Below are 22531 nucleotides of genomic sequence, written 5' to 3'. Positions count from 1 at the left end.
CTCACAGGCCGAGCAGGCGCTGGGCGAGCCCGCCATTGATGGAGGCGCGCTCGCCCTCGGAGAAGGACGTCTCCGCCACGATCTTCTTCGGCTCCAGGTCGCCGATGGGGAACGGCATGTCCGAACCCATCATGATGCGGTCCGCGCCGACGATGTCGGCGAGGTAGCGCAGCGTGCGGGTGTCCTGGACGATGGTGTCGTAATAGAGCGTGGCGAGCGCGGCGTCGGGATCGCCCAGGCTCTTGTCGAGGCTGTAATTGCGGCGCAGGCGGCCGATCACATAAGGCAGCGCCGCGCCGCCGATTCCGGCGATGATCTTGGCCTTGTTGTAGCGCGTCACATGGCCCGCATAGATGAGGCGGGAGAAGGTGATGAGCATGTCGGTGATGCGCCCGACCGCGTTCGCCATGCCATAATCGTGCACCCGGTCGTCGCCGCTCTCGAACACGGGATGGATGGCGACCCCCATCTCCAATTCGTGCGCCGCCTCCCAGAAGGGCGTCAGCGAAGCATCGTCGAGGACGCCGCCCTTGCCCTTGGGCTGGGTGCCGATCATGGTGCCCTTGAAGCCCTGGGCATGGGCCTCGCGCAGCACCTCGGCGGCGCGGGCGCCGTCCTGGAGCGGCACCAGGCACAAGGGCACGAAGCGGGGATTGGCCTTGGCGGCGTCCAGCAGATGTTCGTTATAGAGCCGCGCCCAGGCGATGCCCTCCTCCACCGGCAGATCATTGCCGAAGATGTCGAGCCAGCCGCCCACCACCTGCAGGTCGATGCGGTTGTCGTCCATCCATTTCAGCCGGCCCTCAATGTCGCTGAGGCCCTTGGAGACCGGCCGCGTGGGCTTGCCGCCGGCAAAGGCGAAGCCGCCTTCCGGGGTGATCCGCACGGAGGGAAACCGATCGGCTTGCGCCTTGATGGCGTCCACCAAAGTCGGGGGGACGAGATGGGCATGGGCGTCGATGATCATGCGCTGTGCTCTTCTTGTGCGGGGATGCGGGCCGCAGCGACGGCGTCGCTGATGGCGGAGATGCGGATGGGCAAGGTGTCGAAGAACAGGCCGAGATCGGCCACGGCATCGTTCACCGCGCCAGAAATGGCGGCGGGGGCGCCGAGATAGCCGCTCTCGCCGGAGCCCTTCTGGCCGAACACCGTGAAGGGCGAGGGCGTGACGTGGTGGACGATCTCCACCTGCGGCATTTCGTGGGACGAGGGCAGGAGATAGTCCATGAAGGACTGGGTCAGCATCTGGCCCTCGTCGTCATAGACAAACTCCTCCAGCAGCGTCGCGCCGAGACCATGGGCGATGCCGCCCAGGGTCATGCCCTTGACGATGTGGGGATTGATGACCGTGCCGCAGTCATGGCCGATCACGTAGCGGCGGATCTCCGGCTTGCCGAGGTCCGGGTCGATGGCCACCAGAACCACATGGAATTCAAAGGAATGGCAGGGATACATCTGCACCCGGCCGTCCTGCGGCAGCTTGGTGCCGGTGGGCACCTGCATCACATGGCTGGCTTCCAGCCCCGGCTCCGTGTCGGGGGGCAGGAGGTGGAACTGGCGGTGGCCGAGATTGACGAGGTCCGCCCATTCCAGCCGCCGGCCGCTCGCCGGGTCGATCACCGCGCCGGTGTCATAGGTCGCCGCCTCCGGGGCGAGCCCGAGGCGGAAGGCGCCGATCCGGACCAGCTTGTCCTTGAGCTTTTGCGCCGCATGGAAGCAGGCGCCGCCCATCATGATGGCCATGCGGCTGCCCACCGGCGAATTGGAGGGCAGGCTCGCCAGCGTGTCGGGCCGCACCACGCGGATGCGGTCGGGATCGATCTGGAGCACCTCCGCCACCACGGTGGCGGCGAGCGTCTCATGCCCCTGCCCCGACGAGGTGGTGTGGATGGTGACGGTGACAAAGCCCACCCCGTCCACATTGATGCGGGCGGATTCCATCCAGGTGCTGGTGGTGTTCTTCTCGTTCAGCAGCGGCTCGAAGGAGGAATTGCCGCCCGAGGGCTCCAGGCAGGCGGCGATGCCGATGCCCGCCAGCAGGCCCTCGCCGCGCAGCCGGTCGCGCTCGGCTTTCAGGCCCTCATAGTCCACATGGGCCAGCACTTTATCGACCACCGTGTGGTAGTCGCCGCTGTCATAATGGGTGCCGGAGGGGATGAGATAGGGGAACTCCTCCTTGCGGATGAAGTTGCGGCGGCGCACCTCCACCGGGTCGAGGCCGAGCGCCCGCGCCACCTTGGTGATGGCGGTCTCGATGGCATAATTGGTGGGCGACTGGCCAAAGCCCCGCACCGCCTCCTGCACCGCCTTGTTGGTGGTGACCGACTGGGCGCGATAGGCGACACTCTCGATCTTGTAGGGCCCGACAATGGCGCCGATGGGCTTGCCCAATTGGAACGGCGCGCGGCCCGCGTAGGCGCCCGCATTGTCCAGCGCCCGCATCTTCATAGAGCGCACGATGCCCTCGTCGGTGAAGGCCACGTCCACGTCGAAGATGCGCTCGGGCCCATGGGCATCGCCCGAGCGCATGTTTTCGAGGCGGTCCTCGATGAGGCGCACCGGCCGGTTGAGCCGGCGGGAGAGATAGGACACCAGCACCGTGTGCTTGATGCCGCGCTTCACCCCATAGGAGCCGCCCACATCCACGTCCTGGTGCACGCGCACGCTGTTCGTGGGGATGCGCAGGGCGCGGGAGATCTGGTCGGAATATTTGGGCATCTGGATGGACGCCCACACATCCAGCATCTCCCGCCACGGGTCCCAGGAGGCGGTGACGCCGAAGGTCTCGATGGGAACGGTGGAATTGCGCCCCCAGGTCACGCGGAAGGACAAATGGCGCGGGCTCTCGGCGAAATGCCGGTCCACCTCGCCCCACACGAATTGCTTGTCCATGAGCAGGTTGGAGCCGTGAGCGGGATGCACCGGCGGGCTTGCCGGGTCGAGCGCCTCTTCCGCCTTGGTGAGGAAGGGCAAGGGCTCGTAGCTCACGCGCACCTTTTCGGCCGCGTCCTCGGCGAGCGCTCGGCTCTCCGCCACCACAGCCGCCACCCATTCCCCCGCATAGCGGGCCTGGCCCACGGCGAGGGGAAAGCGCTGCACATGGGGCGTGTCGAGGCCGTTCATCAGCGGATCGACGGCGCCGGCCAGTTCCTCGCCCGTGAGCACATAATGCACGCCGGGCATGGCGAGCGCCGCGGATGCGTCAATGCCAGTGATGCGGGCGGCGGGATAGCGCGCGCCGACGAGGGCCACATGCAGCGTGCCCTCCAGGAGCACGTCCGCCACATAGCGTCCCTGCCCCGCCACGAAGCGGCGATCCTCGCGCACGCGGCGGTTGGTGGAGACGAAGCGGAAAGGGGGCTTCAGCTCGGTCATGCCTGGCCTCCATGGGGCATGTCGGCATCCGCCGCTTCCAGGATGCCTTCGGCCGGCGCATCGGTGCCGGCGGCGGGATCGGGATGGGGATCGCCCAAGGGCGGCGCGGCGATGGTGCGGGGCGTGTTCGCCTGGCGCAGCCGCTCGGCGGCCAGTTCCACCGCCTCGATGATCTGCCCATAGCCGGTGCAGCGGCAGATATTGCCGGAGATGGCCTCCACGATGGCGGCGCGGGTGGGGTTCTCTTCCCGCTCCAGCAAGGCATGGGCGGAAAGCACCATGCCCGGCGTGCAGAAGCCGCACTGCATGCCATGGGTCTCGCAGAAGGCATCCTGGAGCACGGACAATTCGCCCGGCGCCGGCGCCACCCCCTCGATGGTGGTGATGGCGAACCCGTCCGCCTGGCAGGCGAACATCAGGCAGGAACGCACGGGCGCCCCATCCACCAGCACGGTGCAGGCGCCGCACACGCCATGCTCGCAGCCCGCATGGGTGCCGGTGAGCTTGAGGTCCTCCCGCAAGGTGTCGAGCAGGCTCTTGCGCGCCTCCACCTCCACCGCATGGACCCTGTCATTGACGGTGAGTTCGACCCTCATTGGCCGTCTCCCTTGGCTTGAGCATCGGCCCGCGCATCGGCCACCGCCCGCACGCCCAGCACCCGGGCGACGCGGCGGCGATAATCGGCGCTGGCATGAAGATCGGAGGTGGCGTCGAGCACCGCGCAGGCCTCCCCCACCGCCTCGGCGACGAGGGCGGCCTCAAGGCGCGTGCCAACGAGCCCGGCCACATCCAGCTTCACCGCCCGGTCGCCCACCCCGCCAATGCCCAGAGCAAGGCGTGTGCAGCGCCCCTCCCCGTCGAGGGCCAACTGGCAGGCGGCGGACACGAAGGCGAAGTCGGAGCGGCGGGCGCTGATTTCGCGGAAGGCGACGCCGAGGCGCGCGTCGCGCCAGACCGGAAAGCGCACGGCGGTGAGCAAGGCGGTGGGCGGCAAGGCGGTGAGCATGGGGCCGATGAAGAAATCGTCCGCCGCCAGGGGCAGCCCGCCGCCCTCCTCCTCGGTCTCCAATTCCGCCTCCAGCGTCACCGCAACCAGCGGGATTTCGGCGGACGGGTCTGCATTGGCGCAGGAGCCGCCCACCGTGCCGCGATTGCGCGTGGGCGGATGGCCGACCCAAGGCAATGCCGCCGCCAGGAGGGGCAGTTCGCGCGCCACCAGGGCCGAGCGTTCCGCCTCCATTTGCCGGGTGGTGGCGCCGATGCGCACGGCATCACCGGCCATGGCGATGCCGGAAAGGCTCGGCAGGCGCGCCACATCCACCAGGATGGAGGGACGGGCAAGGCGCATGGCCAGCATGGGCACCAGCGTCTGCCCGCCGGCGATCACGCGGGCATCCTCGTCGGCGGCGAGGGCGGCGCACGCCTCCTCCACGCTGGACGGCCGGACATAGCGAAAGGGGGCCGGTTTCATGATGTCTTCCTGCAAGGGCGGGCCGCTTGGGGCGGCGGGCCGGGCCGGATGCGGAGCCAATGCGCGCACGCATGCCGGCGCCTCCCCGAGAGGGCCGAACGCGCGGGGCCGGAGGGATCCCGTCCCCCGGCCGGACCTCAGCCGAGCAGCAGCCCGGCGGCGGCGGGGGTGAGCACGGACACGGACTGGGCGGCGAGCAGCGGCCCGTCCACCTCGGTGGCGGCTTTGACCGCCTTCCATTCGGCATCGCCGCCGAAGGAGGCCCAGCCGGCGGCGCGGGCGGCCTCGTCGGCGAAGCGGGTGAGGTAGGTGAGCCGGCCGTCTTCCTCTGGCGCGGTGAACACGCCGACCAGCTCGATGCCGTGCCTGGGCATGCGCGGGACCACCTCGGTGAGGAAGCGTTGGCGCATGGCCTCGGCCTTGCCTTCGGATGCCGTGTAGACCCGGATCTCATAGAGCATGAGCGTCTCCCGATGGGCGCGGCTGATCGCATTCTGGGGCGGGCCGCGTTCTGATTGACTGGGACGATAGCGATGCAAAGAGCGATGAGTCAATCATTGAAATAAGGCAATGCTGTAATTTGACCTATCATTTTATGATGCAATGCCGTGATCTGGATGCTGCATCGCATCAACATGACGCTAAGAATGCCCGTCTTGCGCTGGTTTGGCGGCTTTCCTGGTGAGAAGCGCCGCTCAATGACAACCGGATATTGCATCAATTTCGGGATTGTACTATTCGCTGAGAGGCAAACGGGTGAGCCAATGACCGACTGGGTGCCTTCCCTCTCCACGCAGCGCGGCCCGCGCTACGTGACCATCGTCGACCAGCTGGAGGCGGACATCGCCTCCGGCCGGGTGCGGCCGGGCACGCGCCTGCTGCCCCAGCGCGACATGGCCGAGCGCCTCGGCCTCTCCGTGGGCACCGTTTCCAAGGCCTATGCGGAAGCCGAGCAGCGCGGCCTCATTTCCGGCGAGGTGGGGCGCGGCACCTTCGTGCTTCGCCGCAAGCCCGCCGCCCGCCCCGAGCCCAGCGGCGCCCGCGCCGGCATCAACCTCGCCCTCAACGTGCCCCCCGCCACCGGCGAAGCGGACCTCATCGCCGCGACGCTGGCGGAGATCGTCGCCGATGGCGAGATGGAAGGCCTTCTTGGCTACCTGCCCCACCAGGGCCGGCGCGACCACCGGGAGGCGGTGGCCTCCTGGCTCGCCAATCACGGCATGGCGGCGGACCCGGACCGCGTCTTCATCACCCACGGCGCCCAGCATGCCCTGTCGATCGCGCTCGGCATGGTGGCGGCGCCGGGCGACCCGGTGCTCACCGAGGCCCTGACCTATTCGGGCATGCTCGCCCTCTCAGCCCAGCACGGCTACCGCCTCCACGGCGTGGCCATGGATTCCAACGGGCTGATCCCCGATGCGCTGGACGCCGCCTTCCGCGAGACCGGGGCGCGGGCGCTCTATTGCATGCCCACCCTCCAGACGCCCACCGGCACCGTCATGCCCCATGACCGGCGGCTCGCCATCGCCGACATCCTGCGCCGGCATGACGCCTATCTGCTCGAGGACGACGCCTATGCCTTCCTCATGCCGGTGCCGCCGCAGCCGCTCTCGGCTCTGGTGCCGGAACGGTCCTTCTATGCGGTGAGTCTGGCCAAGTGCCTCGCGCCGGGCCTCAGGATCGGCGCCATGATCGCCCCCGACGCCTTCCGCGACCGCTGCATCAATGCCCTGCGCGCCACCGGCTGGATGGCGGTGCCGGTGATGGCCGAGGCCGTCGCCCGCCTCATCCGCAATGGTGGCCTCGCCCGCCAGGCCATGCTGAAGCGCGAGAAGGCGGCCCAGCGCGACGAGGTGCTGCGCCGCGTGCTGCGCGACTGGCTGCCGGTGCGCAACGGGCCGCCCTGCTTCCACATCTGGCTGCCCTTGCCCATGGGCCGCACGCTCATGGCCTTCATCGCCCAGGCCGCCCAGGCGGGCATCACGCTGGCCCCACCCGGCGCCCTGCGCCCGCAGGACCCGGCCAGCCTCGGCGTGCGCCTGTGCCTCGGCGCGGCGGCAAGCGAAGCGGACCTTGAGGCCGCCCTCCTGGAACTGCGCGCCATATTGGAGCGGGCGGAAGCCATCTCGCTGGTGTGACGGGAGAGCGGACATGGCGGACGAGCCCCTGGGCCTCAAGGAGTACGCTTTGGTGCTCTATGCCCGGGAGGGCGTCTCCTCCGCCTGCCTGCTGCTCCAGGACGCAACCGGGCTCGACGTGAACCTGCTGCTGTTCGCCGCCTGGCGCGGCGCGGTGCTGCGGCAGGCCATCGGCCGCGACGATATCGCGGTGGCGCACGCCCGTGTCGCCGACTGGCACGGCGAAGTGGTGCGCCCGCTGCGGGCGGTGCGCCGCCGCCTGAAGACCGGCCCGGCCCCCGCCCCCTCCGACCGCACCGCCAAGCTGCGGGAGAAGCTCCAGGCGCTGGAAATCGCCGCCGAGATCATCGAGCTGGAGGAACTGGGCGCCCTGCTTTGCCCCGGCGATGCGCAACCAGGACCGGCGGAGGCCTTGGCCCGCGCCGGCATCCTGGCCGTGGCCGAGGCCGCCGCCGGGCGCCCGCTCACCCCACAGGAAAAGGACGCCGCGGCATGGATCGCGCGCGCAGCAGGGACGGAAACCCCATGAAACGCCTCATCCTCGCCATTACCGGCGCCTCGGGCGCCCTCTACGGCATCCGGGCGCTGGAATTGCTGCGCCCGCTGCCGGATGTGGAGACCCACCTCATCCTCACCCCGGCGGGCCTGCGCACCATCGCCGAGGAGACGGACCTGCGGGCCGACGACGTGCGCGCTTTGGCGGACGAGGTGTACAACCCCAAGGACATCGGCGCCGCCCTCTCGTCGGGCTCCTTCCTCACCGCCGGCATGCTGGTGGCGCCCTGCTCCATCAAGACGCTGAGCGGCATCGCCCATTGCTACAATGACGAACTGACGGTGCGCGCCGCCGACGTGTGCCTGAAGGAGCGCCGGCGGGTGGTTCTGCTCCTGCGGGAGACGCCGCTCCATGCCGGCCACATCGCGCTGATGGCCCAGGCGACCCAGAATGGCGCCATCATCATGCCGCCGGTCCCGGCCTTCTATCACCGGCCGGAAAGCCTCGACGACGTGGTGAACCAGACGGTGGCCCGCGCCCTCGATCTGTTTGACATCCGCCTGCCCTTGACCCGCCGCTGGAAGGAGCGCCCCGCCGCCTCCGCCTGACCCCGCCGAAGCCGCCCCGGCCCCGCTTATCCACAAGCCGGCGACCACCCGCCGCGGGAAAACGCCCCCGCCGCGAATGAGGGCTTGATGCGCCCCCCGTTCGCGGATATACGAAGCGCCTTCTCGGCCGGCTCCCATCGTCTAGCGGTCTAGGACGTCGCCCTCTCACGGCGAAAACAGGGGTTCGAGTCCCCTTGGGAGCGCCATTCTTCCTGAAAAATCAATGCGTTGTGACCCAGTGATACCAGGGGTCATACACATTGGCGGATTGGCTGCGGCGCTTCCCCATGTTCAGATCACAAAGCAGGGTGTCTTTCGCTATCGCAGGCGGGTCCCCAGCGGTCTGGTTGCGGTTGCGGCTAAGCGAGAGGTTCTCATCTCCCTGAAGACCAAAGATCGCTCCGTGGCCGAGCTGCGGCTGCTGGAGGTCCATCTTCAGGTGGAGCGTTGGCTTCGGTCATTGAATGCAGGTGCCCCGGCGGCGGGTTTTCAATCCCCAATGGCCATTCAGCCCACCGGATTTGACGTTGCCTCAATTAGGGGCACGCCCACTGAGGGGCATATCCCACCGCACATTCATTGAAGATCACAGATGCCTTGTCCCTCTATCTGAACGAGGAAGCTGAATTTAATCAATATGTTGGCCACACCCACACCGTTCGCTTAAATGAGAAGGAACGAGTGAACCGCTACCGGGGCCGAAAGCCCACCTTCTCTTCTGAACAGCTCATCGCCGCTCAGGAGATGCTCTCAGCGGGCAAGGGTGTCTCCAATGTCGCACGCGAGAGCGCGATCCCATCAGATTGAATCAATCTGATGGGTGAATCGCCCTCTAACCCATTGATAGAGAATGCGTGATCCGATCAGATGGCGATGCCATCTGATCGGCGCATGCTCTAGGTCGGCATCAGCCGCCAAGTGGTCTATCGTATCAAATTCCAATCCGAGGCCTGTGCCGCTGCCCTAGATCGATGGAGACTCTGAGAATGAATGAGAACGATAAGCCCGACAAACCCGAGAACCAAGATCCTCCCATGAGCGAGGAAAGATGGCGCCGCTTCACCTGGATGCCGGGCGATCTGGTCATCGTGGGCAAGGATGAGGATGAGCCCAAATCCAAGCCGAAGGCCAAGCGCAAGCCGAAGCCCAAGCCTGAGACATGAGGGAAAGAGCGGTGCAGCCTCCTTGCCCTCCATGCAGAGAGATGGCACCGATCCGTGATACACATCCGTCCGGGTCAGCCGTTGAATAGAAGGATGGCACCCTCGGCTCATCATCGGCAAAACCGTGTAATGCCAAGGGTTCTGGTCGAGAATGATCCCGGCCGGATGTGGTGCTCTAAAGGGCTTAGCTTACCTTGGGAGCGCCACTTTTCCTTAAAAATCAATAGCTTGCGCCGGGGCTAGCCCGTTAGATTCGCCCACGCGCGCACGTAAGGTCCGGATCCAGACGCGCGTCGCGCGCGGACGCGGCCGCGCCGCCAGGGTGGCGAGGGCCGCGGCGTTTGGGCCTCTCATGCAGCGGCGCTTGCTCCCTCAGGCCGCGGCGGGGCCGATCCGGGAGCGGGTATTCAAGGGCAGGAGGAGCGTCGCGGCAAGGCACAAGGCCAGCATCAGGGCCGATCCGCCGAGGCAGGTATAGATGCCGCCCACCTGGTAGAGCAGGCCGGACAAGAGCGTGCCGATGAAGCGCCCGGCGGCATTGGCCGCGTAATAGAAGCCCACATCCTCCGCCGCCTTCTCCGAGCCCGCATAGGCCAGGATCAGGTAGGAGTGCAGGGAGGAATTGACGGCGAAGGCAAACCCGAAGACGCACAGGCCCGCCACCAGCACCACATCCCCATAGGCGGGAGACATGGCCAGCCAGCCCGCCAGCGCCGCCGGGATCACCGCCAGCGCCAGCGCCCACCACCGGGCCGCCGGCACCTCGCGGGACAGGCCGTCGGGGCTGCGGGTGACGACGGCCGGCGCCATCGCCTGGACCAGGCCATAGCCGATGGTCCACAGGGCCAGGAAGCCGCCGACCATGACGAAGGTCCAGCCCGATGCATAGAGGTAGACCGGAACGCCCACCACGAACCACACGTCACGCGCCCCGAACAAGGCGACGCGCGCCAGCGCCAGCAGGTTGACGCCCCGGTTCTTGGCGAACAATTCCTTCACGCTGCGGCTCGCCTTCGCCTTGCCGAGGAGCGGCGGCAGGAACGCCACCACCCCCACGAGCACCAGCCCCAGCGCCGCCGCCATCAGCCAGAGCGCGGGGCGGAAGCCGATGGCTTCCAGCAGCACGCCACCCAGCAGGAAGCCGAGCCCCTTCATGGCGTTCTTGGAGCCGGTGAACCACGCCACCCAGCGAAACAGGCGCCCCTCTACGCCGCCCTTGGCATCGGCCTCGGTGATCTTGATGGCGGATTTGGAGGCGGTCTTGGTGAGGTCCTTGGCCACCCCGCAAATGCCCTGCGCCATCACCACCCACGGCACCAGGAGCCCTGCGGCCCAGAGGGGGGAGACCGCCGACAGCACCAGGAAGCCGCTGATCTGCGTCACCAGCCCCACCATCAGCATCCGGGTGATGCCGAAGCGCGCCGCGAGCCACCCGCCGATCAGGTTGGCGCCGATGCCGGCGGCCTCATAGAGCACGAACAGGAAAGCCAGCGTGAACGGCGAATAGCCGAGCTTGAAGAAGGTGAAGAGCACGATCATGCGCAGCGCGCCGTCGGTGAGCGTGAAGCCCCAATAGGCCGCCGTCACGATGGCGTAGTTGCGGAGCCCTGCGGCCGCCGGCGCGCGCGTCATGTCACACCCCTTCCCGCGCGATGTGGCAGGCCAGGTCCACCATGCGGCAGGCATAGCCCATCTCGTTGTCGTACCAGGCATAGACCTTCAGCAAGGTGCCGTCGGTCACCAAGGTCGACAGGCCATCGACGATGGCGGAGCGGGTGTCGCGGGCATAATCGGCCGAGACCAGCGGGCGCGGCTCGAAGCCGAGAATGCCGGCGAGCGGGCCAGCCGCGGCCTGCCGGAACAGGTCGTTCACCTCCTGCGCCGTGGTCTCCCGGTTCAGCTCGAAGACGCAGTCCGTGAGCGAGGCATTCAGCACCGGCGCGCGCACCGCGTGCCCGTTCAGCTTGCCCTGCAAGTCCGGATAGATCAGGCCGATGGCGGTGGCGCTGCCGGTGGTGGTGGGCTGGAGCGAGAGCATGGCCGAGCGCGCCCGCCGCAGGTCCTTGTGCGGGGCATCCACCACCACATTGGTGTTGGTGGGATCATGGATGGTGGTGATCTGGCCGTGGCGGATGCCGATCGCCTCGTGCACCACCTTCACCACCGGGGCGAGGCAATTGGTGGTGCAGGAGGCGGCGGTGACGATGGGGTGACGGGCGCGGTCATAAAGGTGCGCATTGACCCCCACCACCACGTTCAGCACCGAGGGATGCTTGACGGGCGCGGCGACGATGACGCGCTTGGCGCCGCGCTTCAGGTGCCCCTCCAGCACGTCGGGCGTGAGAAACTTGCCGGTGGCCTCCAGCACCACGTCGACGCCCAGATCGCCCCACGGAATGTCGCCGGGCGTGGCATGGGCGGAAAAGGACAGGGCCTTCTCGCCGATATGGACCCGATCCTCCCCCTCGCTTGAAAGCGGCACGCGCCAGCGGCCTTGGACGCTGTCGAATTCCAGCAGATGGGCGATGGCCGCCGCCCCGCCCTTGATCTCGTTGAGATGCACCACGTCGAGCCGGTTGCCGGCGCGCGGATCGTCGGCGGGACGCTCGGCGCCCCCCATGGCGGCGCGCAAGGCGAGGCGTCCGATCCGGCCGAGGCCGTTAATGCCCACTTTCATGCTCTTGTCCTCGTTCTGCCGCGCGATCTCAATGGGACGTGTCGTGGGAGGGGCCGGGCACCTTGACGCCCCCGGCTTCGTACCAATCCTTGGTGCGGTTCACGATCCAGACCACGGAGAGCATCACCGGCACCTCGATGAGCACGCCCACCACGGTGGCGAGCGCGGCGCCGGACTTAAAGCCGAACAGGGAGATGGCGGCGGCCACCGCCAGCTCGAAGAAATTGGACGCGCCGATGAGGGCGGAAGGGCCGGCCACGCAATGGGCCTCGCCGGAGAGGCGGTTCAGCAGATAGGCGAGCCCCGAATTGAAATAGACCTGGATCAGGATCGGCACCGCCAAAAGCGCGATCACCAAGGGCTGGGCGAGGATCTGCTCACCCTGGAAGGCGAAGAGGAGGACGAGGGTCGCCAGGAGCGCCACCAGGGAGGCCGGCTGGAGCACCCGCAGGATGCCCTCCAGCCCCGCCGTCCCGCCGGTGGCCAGCACCTGCCGGCGCAGGATCTGGGCGGCGATGACCGGCAGGACGATATAGAGCGCCACGGACAAAAGCAGCGTCGCCCAGGGCACGGTGATGGAGGACAGGCCCAGCAGCAGCCCCACCACGGGGGCGAAGGCGACGATCATGATGGCATCGTTCAGCGCCACCTGCGAGAGGGTAAAATGCGGCTCGCCCTTGGTGAGGTTCGACCACACGAACACCATGGCCGTGCAGGGCGCCGCCGCCAAAAGGATGAGGCCGGCAATGTAGCTGTCGATCTGGTCCGCCGGCAGATAGGGCCGGAACAGGTGGCCGATGAAGATCGACCCCAGGAGCGCCATGGAGAAGGGCTTCACGGCCCAGTTCACCAAGAGCGTGACGCCGATGCCGCGCCAGTGCCGGCTCACCTGTGCCAGCGCGCCGAAATCGATCTTCAGCAGCATGGGCACGATCATCAGCCAGATGAGCACGGCCACGGGCAGGTTCACCCGCGCCACCTCCAGGCTGCCAATGGCGTGGAACAGCCCCGGCGCCAGAGCGCCAAGCCCGATGCCGACGAGGATGCACAGAAAGACCCAGACGGTCAGGTAGCGTTCGAAGAAGGACACGGCGTCAGATTCCCGTTCAGGCCGCGTGGCCGGACAAAGTGAGGTCGGTGGCGCCCTCCATGCGGCCGATGGCGGCGATGGCTTCCTTCAGGCCCGCCAGGTCGAGGTCCTCGAAGGGCAGGTTGACGAAGGCGCTGATGCGGGCGGCAAGACGGCGATAGGTGGCCAGGAAGGCCGCCCGCTCCCCCGCCTCGCCGCCGGTGGCCTGGAGCGGATCCGGCAGGCCCCAATGGGCCTGGAGCGGATGGCCGGGAAAAGCCGGGCAAGGCTCGCCGGCGGCGGCATCACAGGTGGTGATGAGGAAGTCCAAGGCGGGCGCATCGGTGCCGGCAAAGCCGTCCCAGCTCTTCGAGGCGAGGCCTTCCGTCTCGTAGCCCAGGGAGGCGAGCAGGGCGAGCGCGCCGGGATGGGGCGTGCCGCGCGGATGACTGCCGGCGGAAAAGGCCCGGAAGCGCCCGCGCCCCTCCCGGTTGAGGATCGCCTCGGCGATGAGGGAGCGGGCGGAATTGGCCGAGCAGACCAGGAGGACCGTATAGACCCGGTCATTGGCGGGCGCAGCGCGCAATTGCGGGAAGGCTGCCACCGGCCCACCTGCGCGCAGCATCGTTGCATACCCCATCTCCGCCATCAGCGCGCCGAGGAGCGGGCCGGCGGGGGCGGCATTGGCGGCGTAAAGGATGGAGCGGCCCTCGCGCCGCGCCGCCACCAGCCCCGCCCGCTCCAGCAGGCTCAGATGGGTGGAGAGCGTGTTGTGGGGCACCGCCAGCAGCCGGGCGATGTCGCCCGCCGGCAAGCCATAGGGCACATAGCGCAGCAGCAAGCGATAGGCCTCCAGACGCGTGGGCTGGGCCAGCGCATCGAAGAGGGTGATGAGGTCGTCCGCGTTGAACGTCGCCATGGCGATGAGTGTGTCCTGCTGCGGGTGGAAGAGAACCGGGACGGGTCCCGGCGCTAGACGCCGCCCTTGAAGGAGCGGGCCCAATAGGCCTTGACCTGCTCCACCAAGGCGGGCGGCAGGGGAACATAGCCCAACTCAGCCGCAGAGCGCTCGCCCTCGCCGAGGGCGAATTTCCAGAAGTCGAGGGCCGCCCGGCTGGCGCCCGGCGCCTTGGGATCCTTGTACATCAGCACAAAGGTGGACGCGGCGATGGGATAGGCCTCGGGTGCCGGGGAATCGTTGATGATGACCGCGAAATCCTGCGCCGTGGTCCAGTCGAAGCTCGCCGCGGCGGCCTGGAACGAGGCCGCGCTCGGGGCCACGAACTTGCCGGCCCGGTTCTGCACCAGGCCATAGGAGAGCTTGGCCTGCACCACATAGGTGAATTCCACATAGCCGATGGCGTTCCGGATCCGCTTGACCTCGGTGGCCACGCCCTCATTGCCCCGCGCGCCGGCACCCACGGGCCAGTCCACCGCATTGCCCACGCCCACATGCTGCTTCCAGTCGGGGCTCGACTTGGAGAGGAAGGACACCCAGTTGAAGGTGGTGCCCGATCCGTCCGAGCGATGGATCACCGCGATCTGTGCATCGGGCAGCGGCAGGTCGGGATTGAGGGCGCGGATGGCCGGGTCATTCCACCGGCCCACCTTGCCCAGGAAGATGTCCGCCAGAAGCGCGCCGGTGAACTTCATCTGGCCCGGCGCGATGCCGTCCACATTGAGGATCGGCACGACGCCGCCGAACACGATGGGAAACTGCGCCAGCCCGAGCCGCTGCAATTCCTCCGGCCGCAGAGGCCGGTCCGAGGCGCCGAAATCCACGACGCCGTCCTTGATGGCGTTCACGCCCGCAGAGGAGCCAACGGACTGGTAGCTGACCGGCTGCCCGGTCTTCTCCTGAAAGGCCTGCGACCACTTCCAGATGATCGGATAGGCGAAGGTGGACCCTGCCCCGCGGACCTCCTGCGCCCGCGCGCCGGGGGCGAGCAGGGCAGCGGCCGTCAAGGCGGCAAGGGTCAAAGTGACGATGCGTTTCATGGGCGGCCTCCCGGACCGACGGGGCATTTTCATCCCATCTCCATAGAGACATACATTTCGATATTTGTCGACATATCGACGTATATTTTTGCACGTGTGGGAGGACAGGATTGGCCCCCGCCGTCACGCCCGCGCCGCGCGGGCGGAGAGGAGCGCCGCCATCCAGAAGCCGGCCACCAGCACCAGGGCGCCGCCAAGGGCCGCCAGGAGCACCGCGTCATAGGAGCCGCTCCAGGCCCACAGCGCCGCCGCCCCCACCGGCGCCAGTGCCCGGGAGAGGGTGGCGGGGGCGGCCAGCACGCCGTTGACGGCGCCATAGGCCTCCCGCGTCACCATTTCCGGCACGGCGAGGCCGCGCACGATGGTCATGATGCCGTTGGCGCCGCCATAGAGCGCGGCCACCCCCGCCACCAGGACAAAGCTGGGCGGCCCCGCTTCCAGGAGCAGCAGCGCCAGGGGAAAGGCGAGCACGACGCCGCAGCCGATGAGCCGCACCGAGGCCCTGGGCGCGAACACCCAGATGGCGATCCGCCCCGCCACCTGGGCCGGGCCGATAATGGCCATGGCCGCCACCACCGCGCGCGTATCGAAACCGCGTTCCACCAGCAGCGGATAAAGGTGGAAGGTGAAAGCGGAGAAGGTGGCCGCATAGGCGGTGAAGGCGAGCGCCAGTGCCCAGAAAGCGGGCTGGCGCAGCACCTGGCGCACCACGCCGCCCGCGCCTGACGCCCCTTTGACCGCATTCTGGTCGGGATGGTCGGCGGCGGGGTCGATGACGCCCGCATAGAGGCTGGCGCACAGAAGAAGATTGATCGCCCCCAGCACCATCAGCGCGCCGCGCCAGCCGATGCCGTCGAGGAGCGCTTGCGTCAGCGGGATGAAGACCGTGGAGGCGAAGCCGCCCCACAAGGTCAAGGCCGTGATGCCCGCGCGGGCGCCCCGCGTGCCGGACCGTCGCGCCACCACCGCAAAAGCGGGCTCATAGAGGGTGGCAGCCTGGAGGATGCCGATGCCGGCGACGCAGACATAGAAGGCGGCCAGCCCCTCCACCTGCGACCAGGCGAGCAGCAGGAGCCCGGCGCAGACCGAACCCGCAGCCATCACGAGACGGCCATGACCGCGATCAATGGCGGCGCCCACCGGATAGGCGGCAAGCCCCGCCAGCACGAGGCCCAGCGTCGCCGCGCCGTACATTTGCGGCTTCGACCAGCCCATATCCCGCCCCATGGCCTCCGCGATGAGAGGGAAGGAATAATAAAGCGAGCCCCAGGAGCACACCTGCCCCATGCCGAGGCCGGTGATGAATCGGCTGCGACCGCTCAAGGGCACATAGGCACGCGCCTGCGCAGTGCCGCTCATGGGGTGGGGCCGCAGCCGCAACCGGCCCTGCCCTCCGCCTTGGCGCGGGCATCGTCCACACAGCAGGCGGCGGCCGGAGCCGGGGCGGTTTCCGGCGCAGGGCCACCGCAGCAGCCGGACGCGACCCGCTCCAAGGCAAGCGGGGCGCTGCACACACCGGTTTCCGGCAGGACCAGTTCCACCCGCCGGGCGGCCTCATGGTCTCCGGCGATCTCGGCCACCACGGAGCGCACCTGCTCATAGCCGGTGGCCATCAGGAAGGTGGGCGCGCGGCCATAGGACTTGGCGCCCACGATGGTGAAGCCCGGCTCGGGATGGGCCAGTTCCGCCGCCCCATGGGGCGGGACGCTGCCGCAGGAATGCAGGTTCGGATCGATGAGCGGTGCCAAGGCCGGGGGCGCCTCGGTGATGGGATCGATGGCGACGCGCAATTCCCGCAACATCTCAAAGCTCGGGCGCAGGCCGGTGGCGACCACGATGCGGTCCACTTCAAACGCCACCGGCGCGCCCGCCACCGTCGCGGAGACGTGCACGCTCTGCCCCTGCCGCGCCACCCGCGTGATGGCCAGCGGCGCCAGCACCTGAGCCGCGCCGGTCTCGATGACATGGGCGGCGGACAGGCCCAGCGCGCCGCGCGCGGGAAGCTGGTCGTTCACCCCGCCCCCCATCAGCTTGCCCACATGGTCCGTCCGCAGGCCCCAAAGAACCTGGGTCTCCGGCTCCGCCTGCGCCAGCCGCACCAGATCGAGCACCACCTGCGTGGCGGAATGGCCGGACCCCACCACCAGCACGCGCCGGCCCGCATAGTGCGCCCGCGCGCGGCCGGCCACGTCGGGCAAGCCATAGGCGAGACCATCGCCGAGGCTCTCCTCGCCCTCCACCGCCATGCCGTCCGCCCCCATGGGGCTGGGATGGCGCCAGGTGCCGGAGGCATCGATCACCGCCCGGGCCTCCAGGCGCCCCGTGCCCCCGTCCGCGCCGCGCCAGCGGATGACGAAGGGCGCCGCCTCCCAGCCCGCCGACCGCATGCGGTCGAACCCGCGCCGGCCGATGGCGGTGACATGCGTCCCGAGCCGGATGTGGGGGGCAAGGGCGGGATGGGCGGCAAGCGGCTCCAGATACTCGGACACCAATTCGCCCGCGGTGGGCAGGCCGTCCGGGTCGGGCGCCCGCCAGCCAGTGTCCTCCAGCAGCGCGCGAGCGGCGCTGTCCATATTGTAGCGCCAGGGGGAGAACAGGCGGACATGGGCAACCTCACGCAGCGCGCTGGCCACTTGGAGGGCTTCATCAAGGACCAGCGGCGCGAGGCCGCGCCGCACCAGATGGGCGGCGGCCGCAAGGCCCACTGGCCCCGCTCCGATGATGGCCACGGGAAGACGGGGGTCAGGCATTTTCTTATTCCGTCATTCTGGATTTATGGAAATTCAGGCCTCGAAAGCCCGTGCGATCAGGTTTCACACAGGATCGGCACAGGTGCCGGGCGCCGCATGGGCAGCAGCGCCATCGGCGGGGGCAGGACAGGCGGCATCGGCGCAGCATTCATCCACGAGGAAGCCCACCAGGGCGTTCATGCTGGGATAATGCGCCCGGCAGATGAGGGTGGTCGCCTGGCGCTCCTGCGTGACGAGCCCGGTGTCGATGAGCCGGCGCAGATGGTGCGAGAGAGTGGAGGCGGGAATGCCGTGCTTCTCCTGCAAGCTGCCCACGCTCAGCCCTGCCTGCCCCGCCCGCACCAATGTGCGGTAGAGGCCAAGCCGGGTAGCATTGCCCAGGGCTTCCATCTGTCGGGCCGCTATTTCGATATTCATGGAAATAGACTGCGCCCATCCGATCCGCCCGTCAAGCCCGCCACCGCCCTGCCCCATGACACGGCGGCCGCAGCAGGGGGAACAAGGCCACGGCCCCGGGATTGACCATGGAAGGCGCCGTCGCCACCCCGCACGCGCGCTCCTTCGGGCGTTTCATGGAAACGCTGCTTCGCTCTTTCTCCCTCTTTTGATGCGCCTCCTTCACGCGAACCGGTTCCCGCGTCGCTCGGAAAACTCTAAAGCCACAGGAATACAGTCATGGATCTGGAAAACATGCTGTTTCAGGGCTGGCCGGGCCTGGTGCGGACGCTGCTGATCGGCATCCTCGCTTATGTGAGCCTGGTGCTGTTCCTGCGCCTCTCCGGCAAGCGCACGCTCGCCAAGTTCAACGCCTTCGACCTGGTGGTGACGGTGGCGCTCGGCTCCACGCTGGCGACCATTCTGCTGGACGAAACCGTGGCCCTCGCCGAGGGTGCCCTGGCCCTGGCTCTGCTCATCGCCATGCAATATCTGGTGGCGGAATTGTCCGTGCACTTTCCCGCCTTCGCCCATGTGGTGCGCTCCGAACCCGCCTTGCTGGTGCGGGATGGGCGATGCTGCGCGGCCACCATGCGCGAGGAACGCATCACTCCCGCAGAGGCGCTGAGCGCCATCCGCGCCGCCGGCGGCCATTCCATCGGGGACGCGGACACGGTGATCCTGGAGAGCAACGGGACCATGAGCGTGTCCCTGCGCCACGCGCCCCCGGACCCGCCCCGCCCTCACGCGGTCGGCGCGTAGACGATCTCCACGAACTCCACGCCGCTCGGCCGCACCCGCACCAGGAGGGATTGGTTAGGCGCGAAAGGCAGGCGCACCTTGTGCTGGCGCACGCCATCGGGCGAGAGCAGAACGCTGCGCTCGGCCGCCGGGCAGCGGGCGGCCCGGCCGTGCTCCATTGGGATGGCGAGGTCCTGCGCGTGGGGATGGGCGAAGAAGACCAGGATGTCGTTCGGCGCCAGAACACGCGCCCAATGGTCGGGCAGGCGCTGGCCGTCGGCGGCGCGCACCAGCGGTTGCCACGGCACGGTCTGGCGGAAATCGCCGTGAATGCCGAGCCGCCGCAATTGCGCGATCAGCGCCGCATAACGGGGCGACTTGGCACGGCCCGGCTGGAGCGGCACCTGCTTGAGGATGACGGGCAGCCCGTCCTGGGCCAGGCGGACAATGGTTTCCAGCCCCTCAATGGCCAGATACTTCACGTCCACATAAAGCGCCTGGAACACCGCATCGCCCACCGTGAGCGTGCCGTCCACCACCGGCACGCCGCGCAGGAGCGCGTTCGACACATAAAGCGGCTGGTGGCCGGCCAGTTCTTCCGGCGCCTGCACATAGCGCAGTTCGTAAGGGTGGCTGGCGCCGGGGATCTGGCGTTCGGGCGGATAGTCCAGCTCCATGCGCCCGTCCTCCAGCGGCAGCCAGACGGCCACGTCGGAATAGGGGCGGCCGCGCTTCATGAGCGGGCACACCCGCTCCAGATAGGCATTCAGCCCCTTGGCGGACCCTGAGAGCGCCCCTTCGTTCCGCCCCAGATGCACCGAGGCATAGAAATGGAAATCCAGGCTCGTGCCGTCGGGGGTGAAGGGCATGCCGTGCCAGAAAAACTGGTTCACCCCATGGGCAAGGAGCGCGTCGGCCACCAGCTTCAGGTCCCCCACCTCCTCGCGGAACTGATGGGTGTCCGGCACCCAGCGGGGAAAGCCGTAGATGCAGGTGAAGGCTTCGCAACTCACCTCGGTCCGCCCGCCCAGTGCCGCCGCCGAGGCGACGATGCGGCTGAAGGCGGGCTCGAACAGCATGGCCTCCGTCTCGGGCACGTCGATCAGCGAATAGGCGTGCAGCATGTCCACGGGCGCGCCGGCCACCTGGGCGCGGGAGAAGGCACCGACGGCGCGGGCATGGTCGGCGAAGGGCTGGTAGAAATGGGCGATGATGCGGTCCGACAGCAGCGCCAGATAATCGTGGCGGGTATCGGGATCGCTGCCGGGCGCCCACAGCACCGGCAGATAAGGGCGGATATCATAGCCGTAGCGGTCCATGAAATCCTGCTCGAACCCCTCGGTCCACAGCGTCTCCGAGCGCACCTCCCAGGATTCGCAGAAAAAGGCGGAGGGCGGGCCGGCCAAAGCGGGCCTGAGCGCCGCGGTGATACGGGCGGCATAGCGGGCGAAGGCGTCGCGGTTGAGGTGATCGATCACCCGCCCCTTGAGCGGCATCTCCCAGGACTGGTCGATCTCCTGGAGTGGAAAGACGGCGGTGCCGCTGCCATCCACCACGAATTGCCGGCTGGCATCCTCGATCGCCACCTGGCTGTCGCCGAAAGGCCAGAGGGTCCCGAAGGTGAAGTCGCAGCCGAGCCCGAGCCGGATCGCCTCGGCCTTGGCAAACACCACGTCCTCCGTCCATTCCGACGAGAGCCAGGGCGCCGCCTTGGCGCGCCGCGCCTCGTCCTCGGGTGTGATGTCCGGATACAGGCGCCGCCAGGGCCGCTCTCCGCGCGGCGGATAGATCCAGGCGATCTCAACCCCGCCAAAGCCATTGGCCTGCGCCCATTCCAGCTGGGCGGTGATGTCGCCCCGGCGGATCTCGCAGGCAAACCACCACCAGCGGGCGAACGGCTTTCCGGACGGATAGAACACGGGATACCCCCTGACGGTGCCGGTGCGGGCGGTGGCAAGCTAGCAGCACCGAGGGGCGCGGTCGCGGTGCGCCGGATCACTCCGGCTTGAGGTCGTCCAGATAGACGAGGTCGTCAATGCCCGGCCCGCACGCGCCCTCGCTCGGCTCATACACCACGTCCACGATGGTGCGGGGACCGAAGCGGCGGAAGCACATGTGCCAGCGGTGGGGCACCATCTCGTCAATGTCCAGATTGGTCATGCGATGGCTATGGCCGCTCGCCAGCACCAGTTCGCCGGACAGGATGGCCTGGGCATATTTCTCGTCGCTGGCGAGCCGCCGGGCCTCGTTGACCAGATAGTCGATCAGGAAGCTGCCCTTGAGGTCGCCGGTCTTGGGCCAGAGGTCGCGGAAGCCGCGCGAGACCGCCAGGAGCCGCACCCCGTCCACGTCGAACAGGGCCCGGATGCCGCCTTGCCGTTCCACGAACAGGCGTTCCACCGCCAGTTCGTCGCGCGCCGTGTCGGCCATGATCGTTTCCAGCCGCGCCAGCCGCTCGGGAGAGGGAATGTCGTGCCCATTCTCCCAGAGAGAGACGACCGTCTGCGACACCCCCACCATTTCGGCAAGGGTCGCCTGCTTGATGCCGTTGATGCGCCGCCAGGTGCGCAGCCGCGCGGCAAAGGCGCCCTGACCGACCGTGCGGGGTCGATCGAGCGGAGGACAGGTGCCCGGCTTTTCGATCGGAGGTCCCATGGTGGCCCCTGTGGCTGATGAGGCTCTATAGCCTGACTTTATTACGATTTTTCCAGGCTGCCGCACGTTTCCATGGTCGCGTTCGGAACTGCGACCCGGCGCACCCGGCATGCACGGCCTATTCCGGGCGTATATCGTCCAGATAGACGAGATCGTCGATCCCCGTCTCGCGCGCATCCTCGCCCGGCTCCGTCACCACATCCACGATGGTGCGGGCGCCGTAGCGCCGGAAGCAGGCGTGCCAACGATGGGGCACCATCTCGTCCAGTTGCAGGCTGGTCATGCGCAGGCTGTAGCCCGACGCCAGCACAAGGTCGCCGGACAGGATGGCCTGGGCGAGGGCGGGGGTGGTGGTGATGTGGCGGGCCTCGTTCACCAGATATTCGACGAAGAAGGAGCCCTGAAGCTCGGCCGTCTGCGGCCAGAGCGCCCGGTAGCCGCGTGAGACCGCCAGAAGCCGGGTGCCGTCCGCGTCGAACAGCGCGCGCACGCCCTGCTGCCGCTCCACGAACAGGCGCTCCACCGCCAGCTCGGAACTGGCCACTTTGGCCATCAGGCTTTCGATGCGCACGAGGCGGGCGGCCGAGGGCAGATCGTGGCCGTTCTCCCAGATGGAGATGGCCGTCTGCGACACGCCCAGCACATGGGCGAGGGCCTCCTGCTTTATCCCGTTCATGCGCCGCCATGTGCGCAGGCGGGCGCCGAACGCGCCCGGACCCGGGGACACCCTGCGCTTCAGGGGTGGGGCGTCGACCGCTTCTTCACTCTTGCGCCACATCCCGGTGCCCGTCTGCCTGCCGCTCCTGCCAGGGTTAGAACATATTACGTTTCAGGCCCTGGCGCCGCTGATTTTTCGTTCGCGCAAGCGGGCGGGCTTCAAATCACGGCTCCCGTGCGCCCCGCGCCGAAGCGGGAAATGTCCCATGCGGGGGAACGCGGGCGGGGCCGGAGCCGT

23 protein-coding genes and 1 tRNA gene are annotated in these 22531 nt (G+C 68.2%); 8 read left to right on the top strand and 16 right to left on the bottom strand.

The window, feature by feature from the left end; translation table 11 throughout:
* Nucleotide 1: 1 nt before the first annotated feature.
* From J5J86_RS15510 to J5J86_RS15490, 5 genes are all read right to left on the bottom strand, one after another.
* The gene (locus J5J86_RS15510; protein ID WP_209099535.1) at nt 2–967 is read right to left on the bottom strand and encodes an amidohydrolase family protein; all 966 of its coding nucleotides are present in this window, start codon (nt 965–967) and stop codon (nt 2–4) included.
* On the bottom strand, nt 964–3375 hold the full coding sequence (locus J5J86_RS15505; RefSeq protein ID WP_209099533.1) for a xanthine dehydrogenase family protein molybdopterin-binding subunit: 2412 nt from the start codon (nt 3373–3375) through the stop codon (nt 964–966). The genes J5J86_RS15510 and J5J86_RS15505 overlap by 4 nt, the downstream gene beginning before the upstream one ends.
* Nucleotides 3372–3971, bottom strand: coding sequence for a (2Fe-2S)-binding protein (locus J5J86_RS15500; RefSeq protein WP_209099531.1), 600 nt, complete (start codon nt 3969–3971; stop codon nt 3372–3374). The genes J5J86_RS15505 and J5J86_RS15500 overlap by 4 nt, the downstream gene beginning before the upstream one ends.
* Nucleotides 3968–4846 (bottom strand): FAD binding domain-containing protein, encoded by an 879-nt coding sequence (locus J5J86_RS15495; protein WP_209099529.1) that lies wholly within the window; start codon nt 4844–4846, stop codon nt 3968–3970. The genes J5J86_RS15500 and J5J86_RS15495 overlap by 4 nt, the downstream gene beginning before the upstream one ends.
* Nucleotides 4847–4983: 137 nt before the next feature.
* Nucleotides 4984–5307 (bottom strand): NIPSNAP family protein, encoded by a 324-nt coding sequence (locus J5J86_RS15490; protein ID WP_209099527.1) that lies wholly within the window; start codon nt 5305–5307, stop codon nt 4984–4986.
* 303 nt (nt 5308–5610) lie between these two features.
* Between J5J86_RS15490 and J5J86_RS15485 the strand changes: the two genes are divergently transcribed.
* The 7 genes from J5J86_RS15485 (at nt 5611) to J5J86_RS24565 (ending at nt 9251) form a co-directional block, all read left to right on the top strand.
* Nucleotides 5611–6984 carry an aminotransferase-like domain-containing protein gene (locus J5J86_RS15485; protein ID WP_209099525.1) on the top strand — a complete coding sequence of 458 codons (1374 nt, stop codon included), beginning with the start codon at nt 5611–5613 and terminating at the stop codon, nt 6982–6984.
* 13 nt (nt 6985–6997) lie between these two features.
* On the top strand, nt 6998–7513 hold the full coding sequence (locus tag J5J86_RS15480; RefSeq protein ID WP_209099523.1) for a TIGR02444 family protein: 516 nt from the start codon (nt 6998–7000) through the stop codon (nt 7511–7513).
* A complete protein-coding gene (locus J5J86_RS15475; RefSeq protein ID WP_209099521.1) occupies nt 7510–8088 on the top strand; it encodes a UbiX family flavin prenyltransferase in 579 nt (192 codons plus the stop codon). The genes J5J86_RS15480 and J5J86_RS15475 overlap by 4 nt, the downstream gene beginning before the upstream one ends.
* Before the next feature lie 130 nt (nt 8089–8218).
* Nucleotides 8219–8294: transfer RNA gene (locus J5J86_RS15470), tRNA-Glu, on the top strand.
* Nucleotides 8295–8311: 17 nt separating this feature from the next.
* Entirely contained in the window at nt 8312–8671 is a 360-nt protein-coding gene (locus J5J86_RS24685; protein WP_446698620.1) for a DUF6538 domain-containing protein, read from the top strand.
* Nucleotides 8672–8685: 14 nt separating this feature from the next.
* Entirely contained in the window at nt 8686–8895 is a 210-nt protein-coding gene (locus J5J86_RS15465; RefSeq protein WP_209099519.1) for a hypothetical protein, read from the top strand.
* A 227-nt stretch (nt 8896–9122) separates the two neighbouring features.
* Complete coding sequence (locus J5J86_RS24565; RefSeq protein ID WP_256437023.1) at nt 9123–9251, top strand: hypothetical protein; 129 nt, start codon at nt 9123–9125, stop codon at nt 9249–9251.
* Nucleotides 9252–9623: 372 nt separating this feature from the next.
* Here the strand turns inward: J5J86_RS24565 and arsJ are convergent, their stop codons facing one another.
* The 8 genes from arsJ to J5J86_RS15425 all read right to left on the bottom strand — a co-directional run bounded on the left by arsJ (nt 9624) and on the right by J5J86_RS15425 (nt 18162).
* On the bottom strand, nt 9624–10883 hold the full coding sequence (gene arsJ, locus J5J86_RS15460) for an organoarsenical effux MFS transporter ArsJ (protein WP_209099517.1): 1260 nt from the start codon (nt 10881–10883) through the stop codon (nt 9624–9626).
* 1 nt (nt 10884) lies between these two features.
* Nucleotides 10885–11928 carry an ArsJ-associated glyceraldehyde-3-phosphate dehydrogenase gene (locus J5J86_RS15455; protein WP_209099515.1) on the bottom strand — a complete coding sequence of 348 codons (1044 nt, stop codon included), beginning with the start codon at nt 11926–11928 and terminating at the stop codon, nt 10885–10887.
* 28 nt (nt 11929–11956) lie between these two features.
* Nucleotides 11957–13018 (bottom strand): ACR3 family arsenite efflux transporter, encoded by a 1062-nt coding sequence (arsB, locus tag J5J86_RS15450; protein ID WP_209099513.1) that lies wholly within the window; start codon nt 13016–13018, stop codon nt 11957–11959.
* Nucleotides 13019–13034: 16 nt separating this feature from the next.
* On the bottom strand, nt 13035–13916 hold the full coding sequence (locus J5J86_RS15445) for a metalloregulator ArsR/SmtB family transcription factor (protein ID WP_209099511.1): 882 nt from the start codon (nt 13914–13916) through the stop codon (nt 13035–13037).
* Nucleotides 13917–13969: 53 nt separating this feature from the next.
* Nucleotides 13970–14995 (bottom strand): phosphate ABC transporter substrate-binding protein PstS, encoded by a 1026-nt coding sequence (gene pstS / locus J5J86_RS15440; protein WP_209099509.1) that lies wholly within the window; start codon nt 14993–14995, stop codon nt 13970–13972.
* 123 nt (nt 14996–15118) lie between these two features.
* Complete coding sequence (locus J5J86_RS15435; protein WP_209099507.1) at nt 15119–16354, bottom strand: MFS transporter; 1236 nt, start codon at nt 16352–16354, stop codon at nt 15119–15121.
* Nucleotides 16351–17745, bottom strand: coding sequence for an NAD(P)-binding domain-containing protein (locus tag J5J86_RS15430; RefSeq protein ID WP_209099505.1), 1395 nt, complete (start codon nt 17743–17745; stop codon nt 16351–16353). Before J5J86_RS15430 ends, J5J86_RS15435 begins: the two co-directional genes overlap by 4 nt.
* 63 nt (nt 17746–17808) lie before the next feature.
* The gene (locus J5J86_RS15425; RefSeq protein ID WP_209099503.1) at nt 17809–18162 is read right to left on the bottom strand and encodes an ArsR/SmtB family transcription factor; all 354 of its coding nucleotides are present in this window, start codon (nt 18160–18162) and stop codon (nt 17809–17811) included.
* Nucleotides 18163–18420: 258 nt separating this feature from the next.
* Here J5J86_RS15425 and J5J86_RS15420 point away from each other — a divergent pair, with 258 nt between their 5' ends.
* The gene (locus J5J86_RS15420; RefSeq protein ID WP_209099501.1) at nt 18421–18942 is read left to right on the top strand and encodes a DUF421 domain-containing protein; all 522 of its coding nucleotides are present in this window, start codon (nt 18421–18423) and stop codon (nt 18940–18942) included.
* Here J5J86_RS15420 and J5J86_RS15415 read toward each other — a convergent pair.
* The 3 genes from J5J86_RS15415 to J5J86_RS15405 form a co-directional block, all read right to left on the bottom strand.
* Nucleotides 18924–20840, bottom strand: coding sequence for a glycosyl hydrolase (locus tag J5J86_RS15415; RefSeq protein WP_209099499.1), 1917 nt, complete (start codon nt 20838–20840; stop codon nt 18924–18926). The two genes, J5J86_RS15420 and J5J86_RS15415, sit on opposite strands and share 19 nt — an antisense overlap.
* 76 nt (nt 20841–20916) lie before the next feature.
* Nucleotides 20917–21576, bottom strand: a complete 660-nt coding sequence (locus tag J5J86_RS15410; RefSeq protein WP_209099497.1) for a helix-turn-helix domain-containing protein — start codon at nt 21574–21576, stop codon at nt 20917–20919.
* Nucleotides 21577–21694: 118 nt separating this feature from the next.
* Nucleotides 21695–22303 carry a helix-turn-helix domain-containing protein gene (locus tag J5J86_RS15405; protein WP_247657633.1) on the bottom strand — a complete coding sequence of 203 codons (609 nt, stop codon included), beginning with the start codon at nt 22301–22303 and terminating at the stop codon, nt 21695–21697.
* Nucleotides 22304–22531 lie beyond the last annotated feature (228 nt).

The sequence above is a fragment of the Aquabacter sp. L1I39 genome (assembly GCF_017742835.1).
Classification (GTDB): Bacteria; Pseudomonadota; Alphaproteobacteria; order Rhizobiales; family Xanthobacteraceae; genus L1I39.
This window is presented reverse-complemented; position numbering and strand designations above follow the sequence as displayed.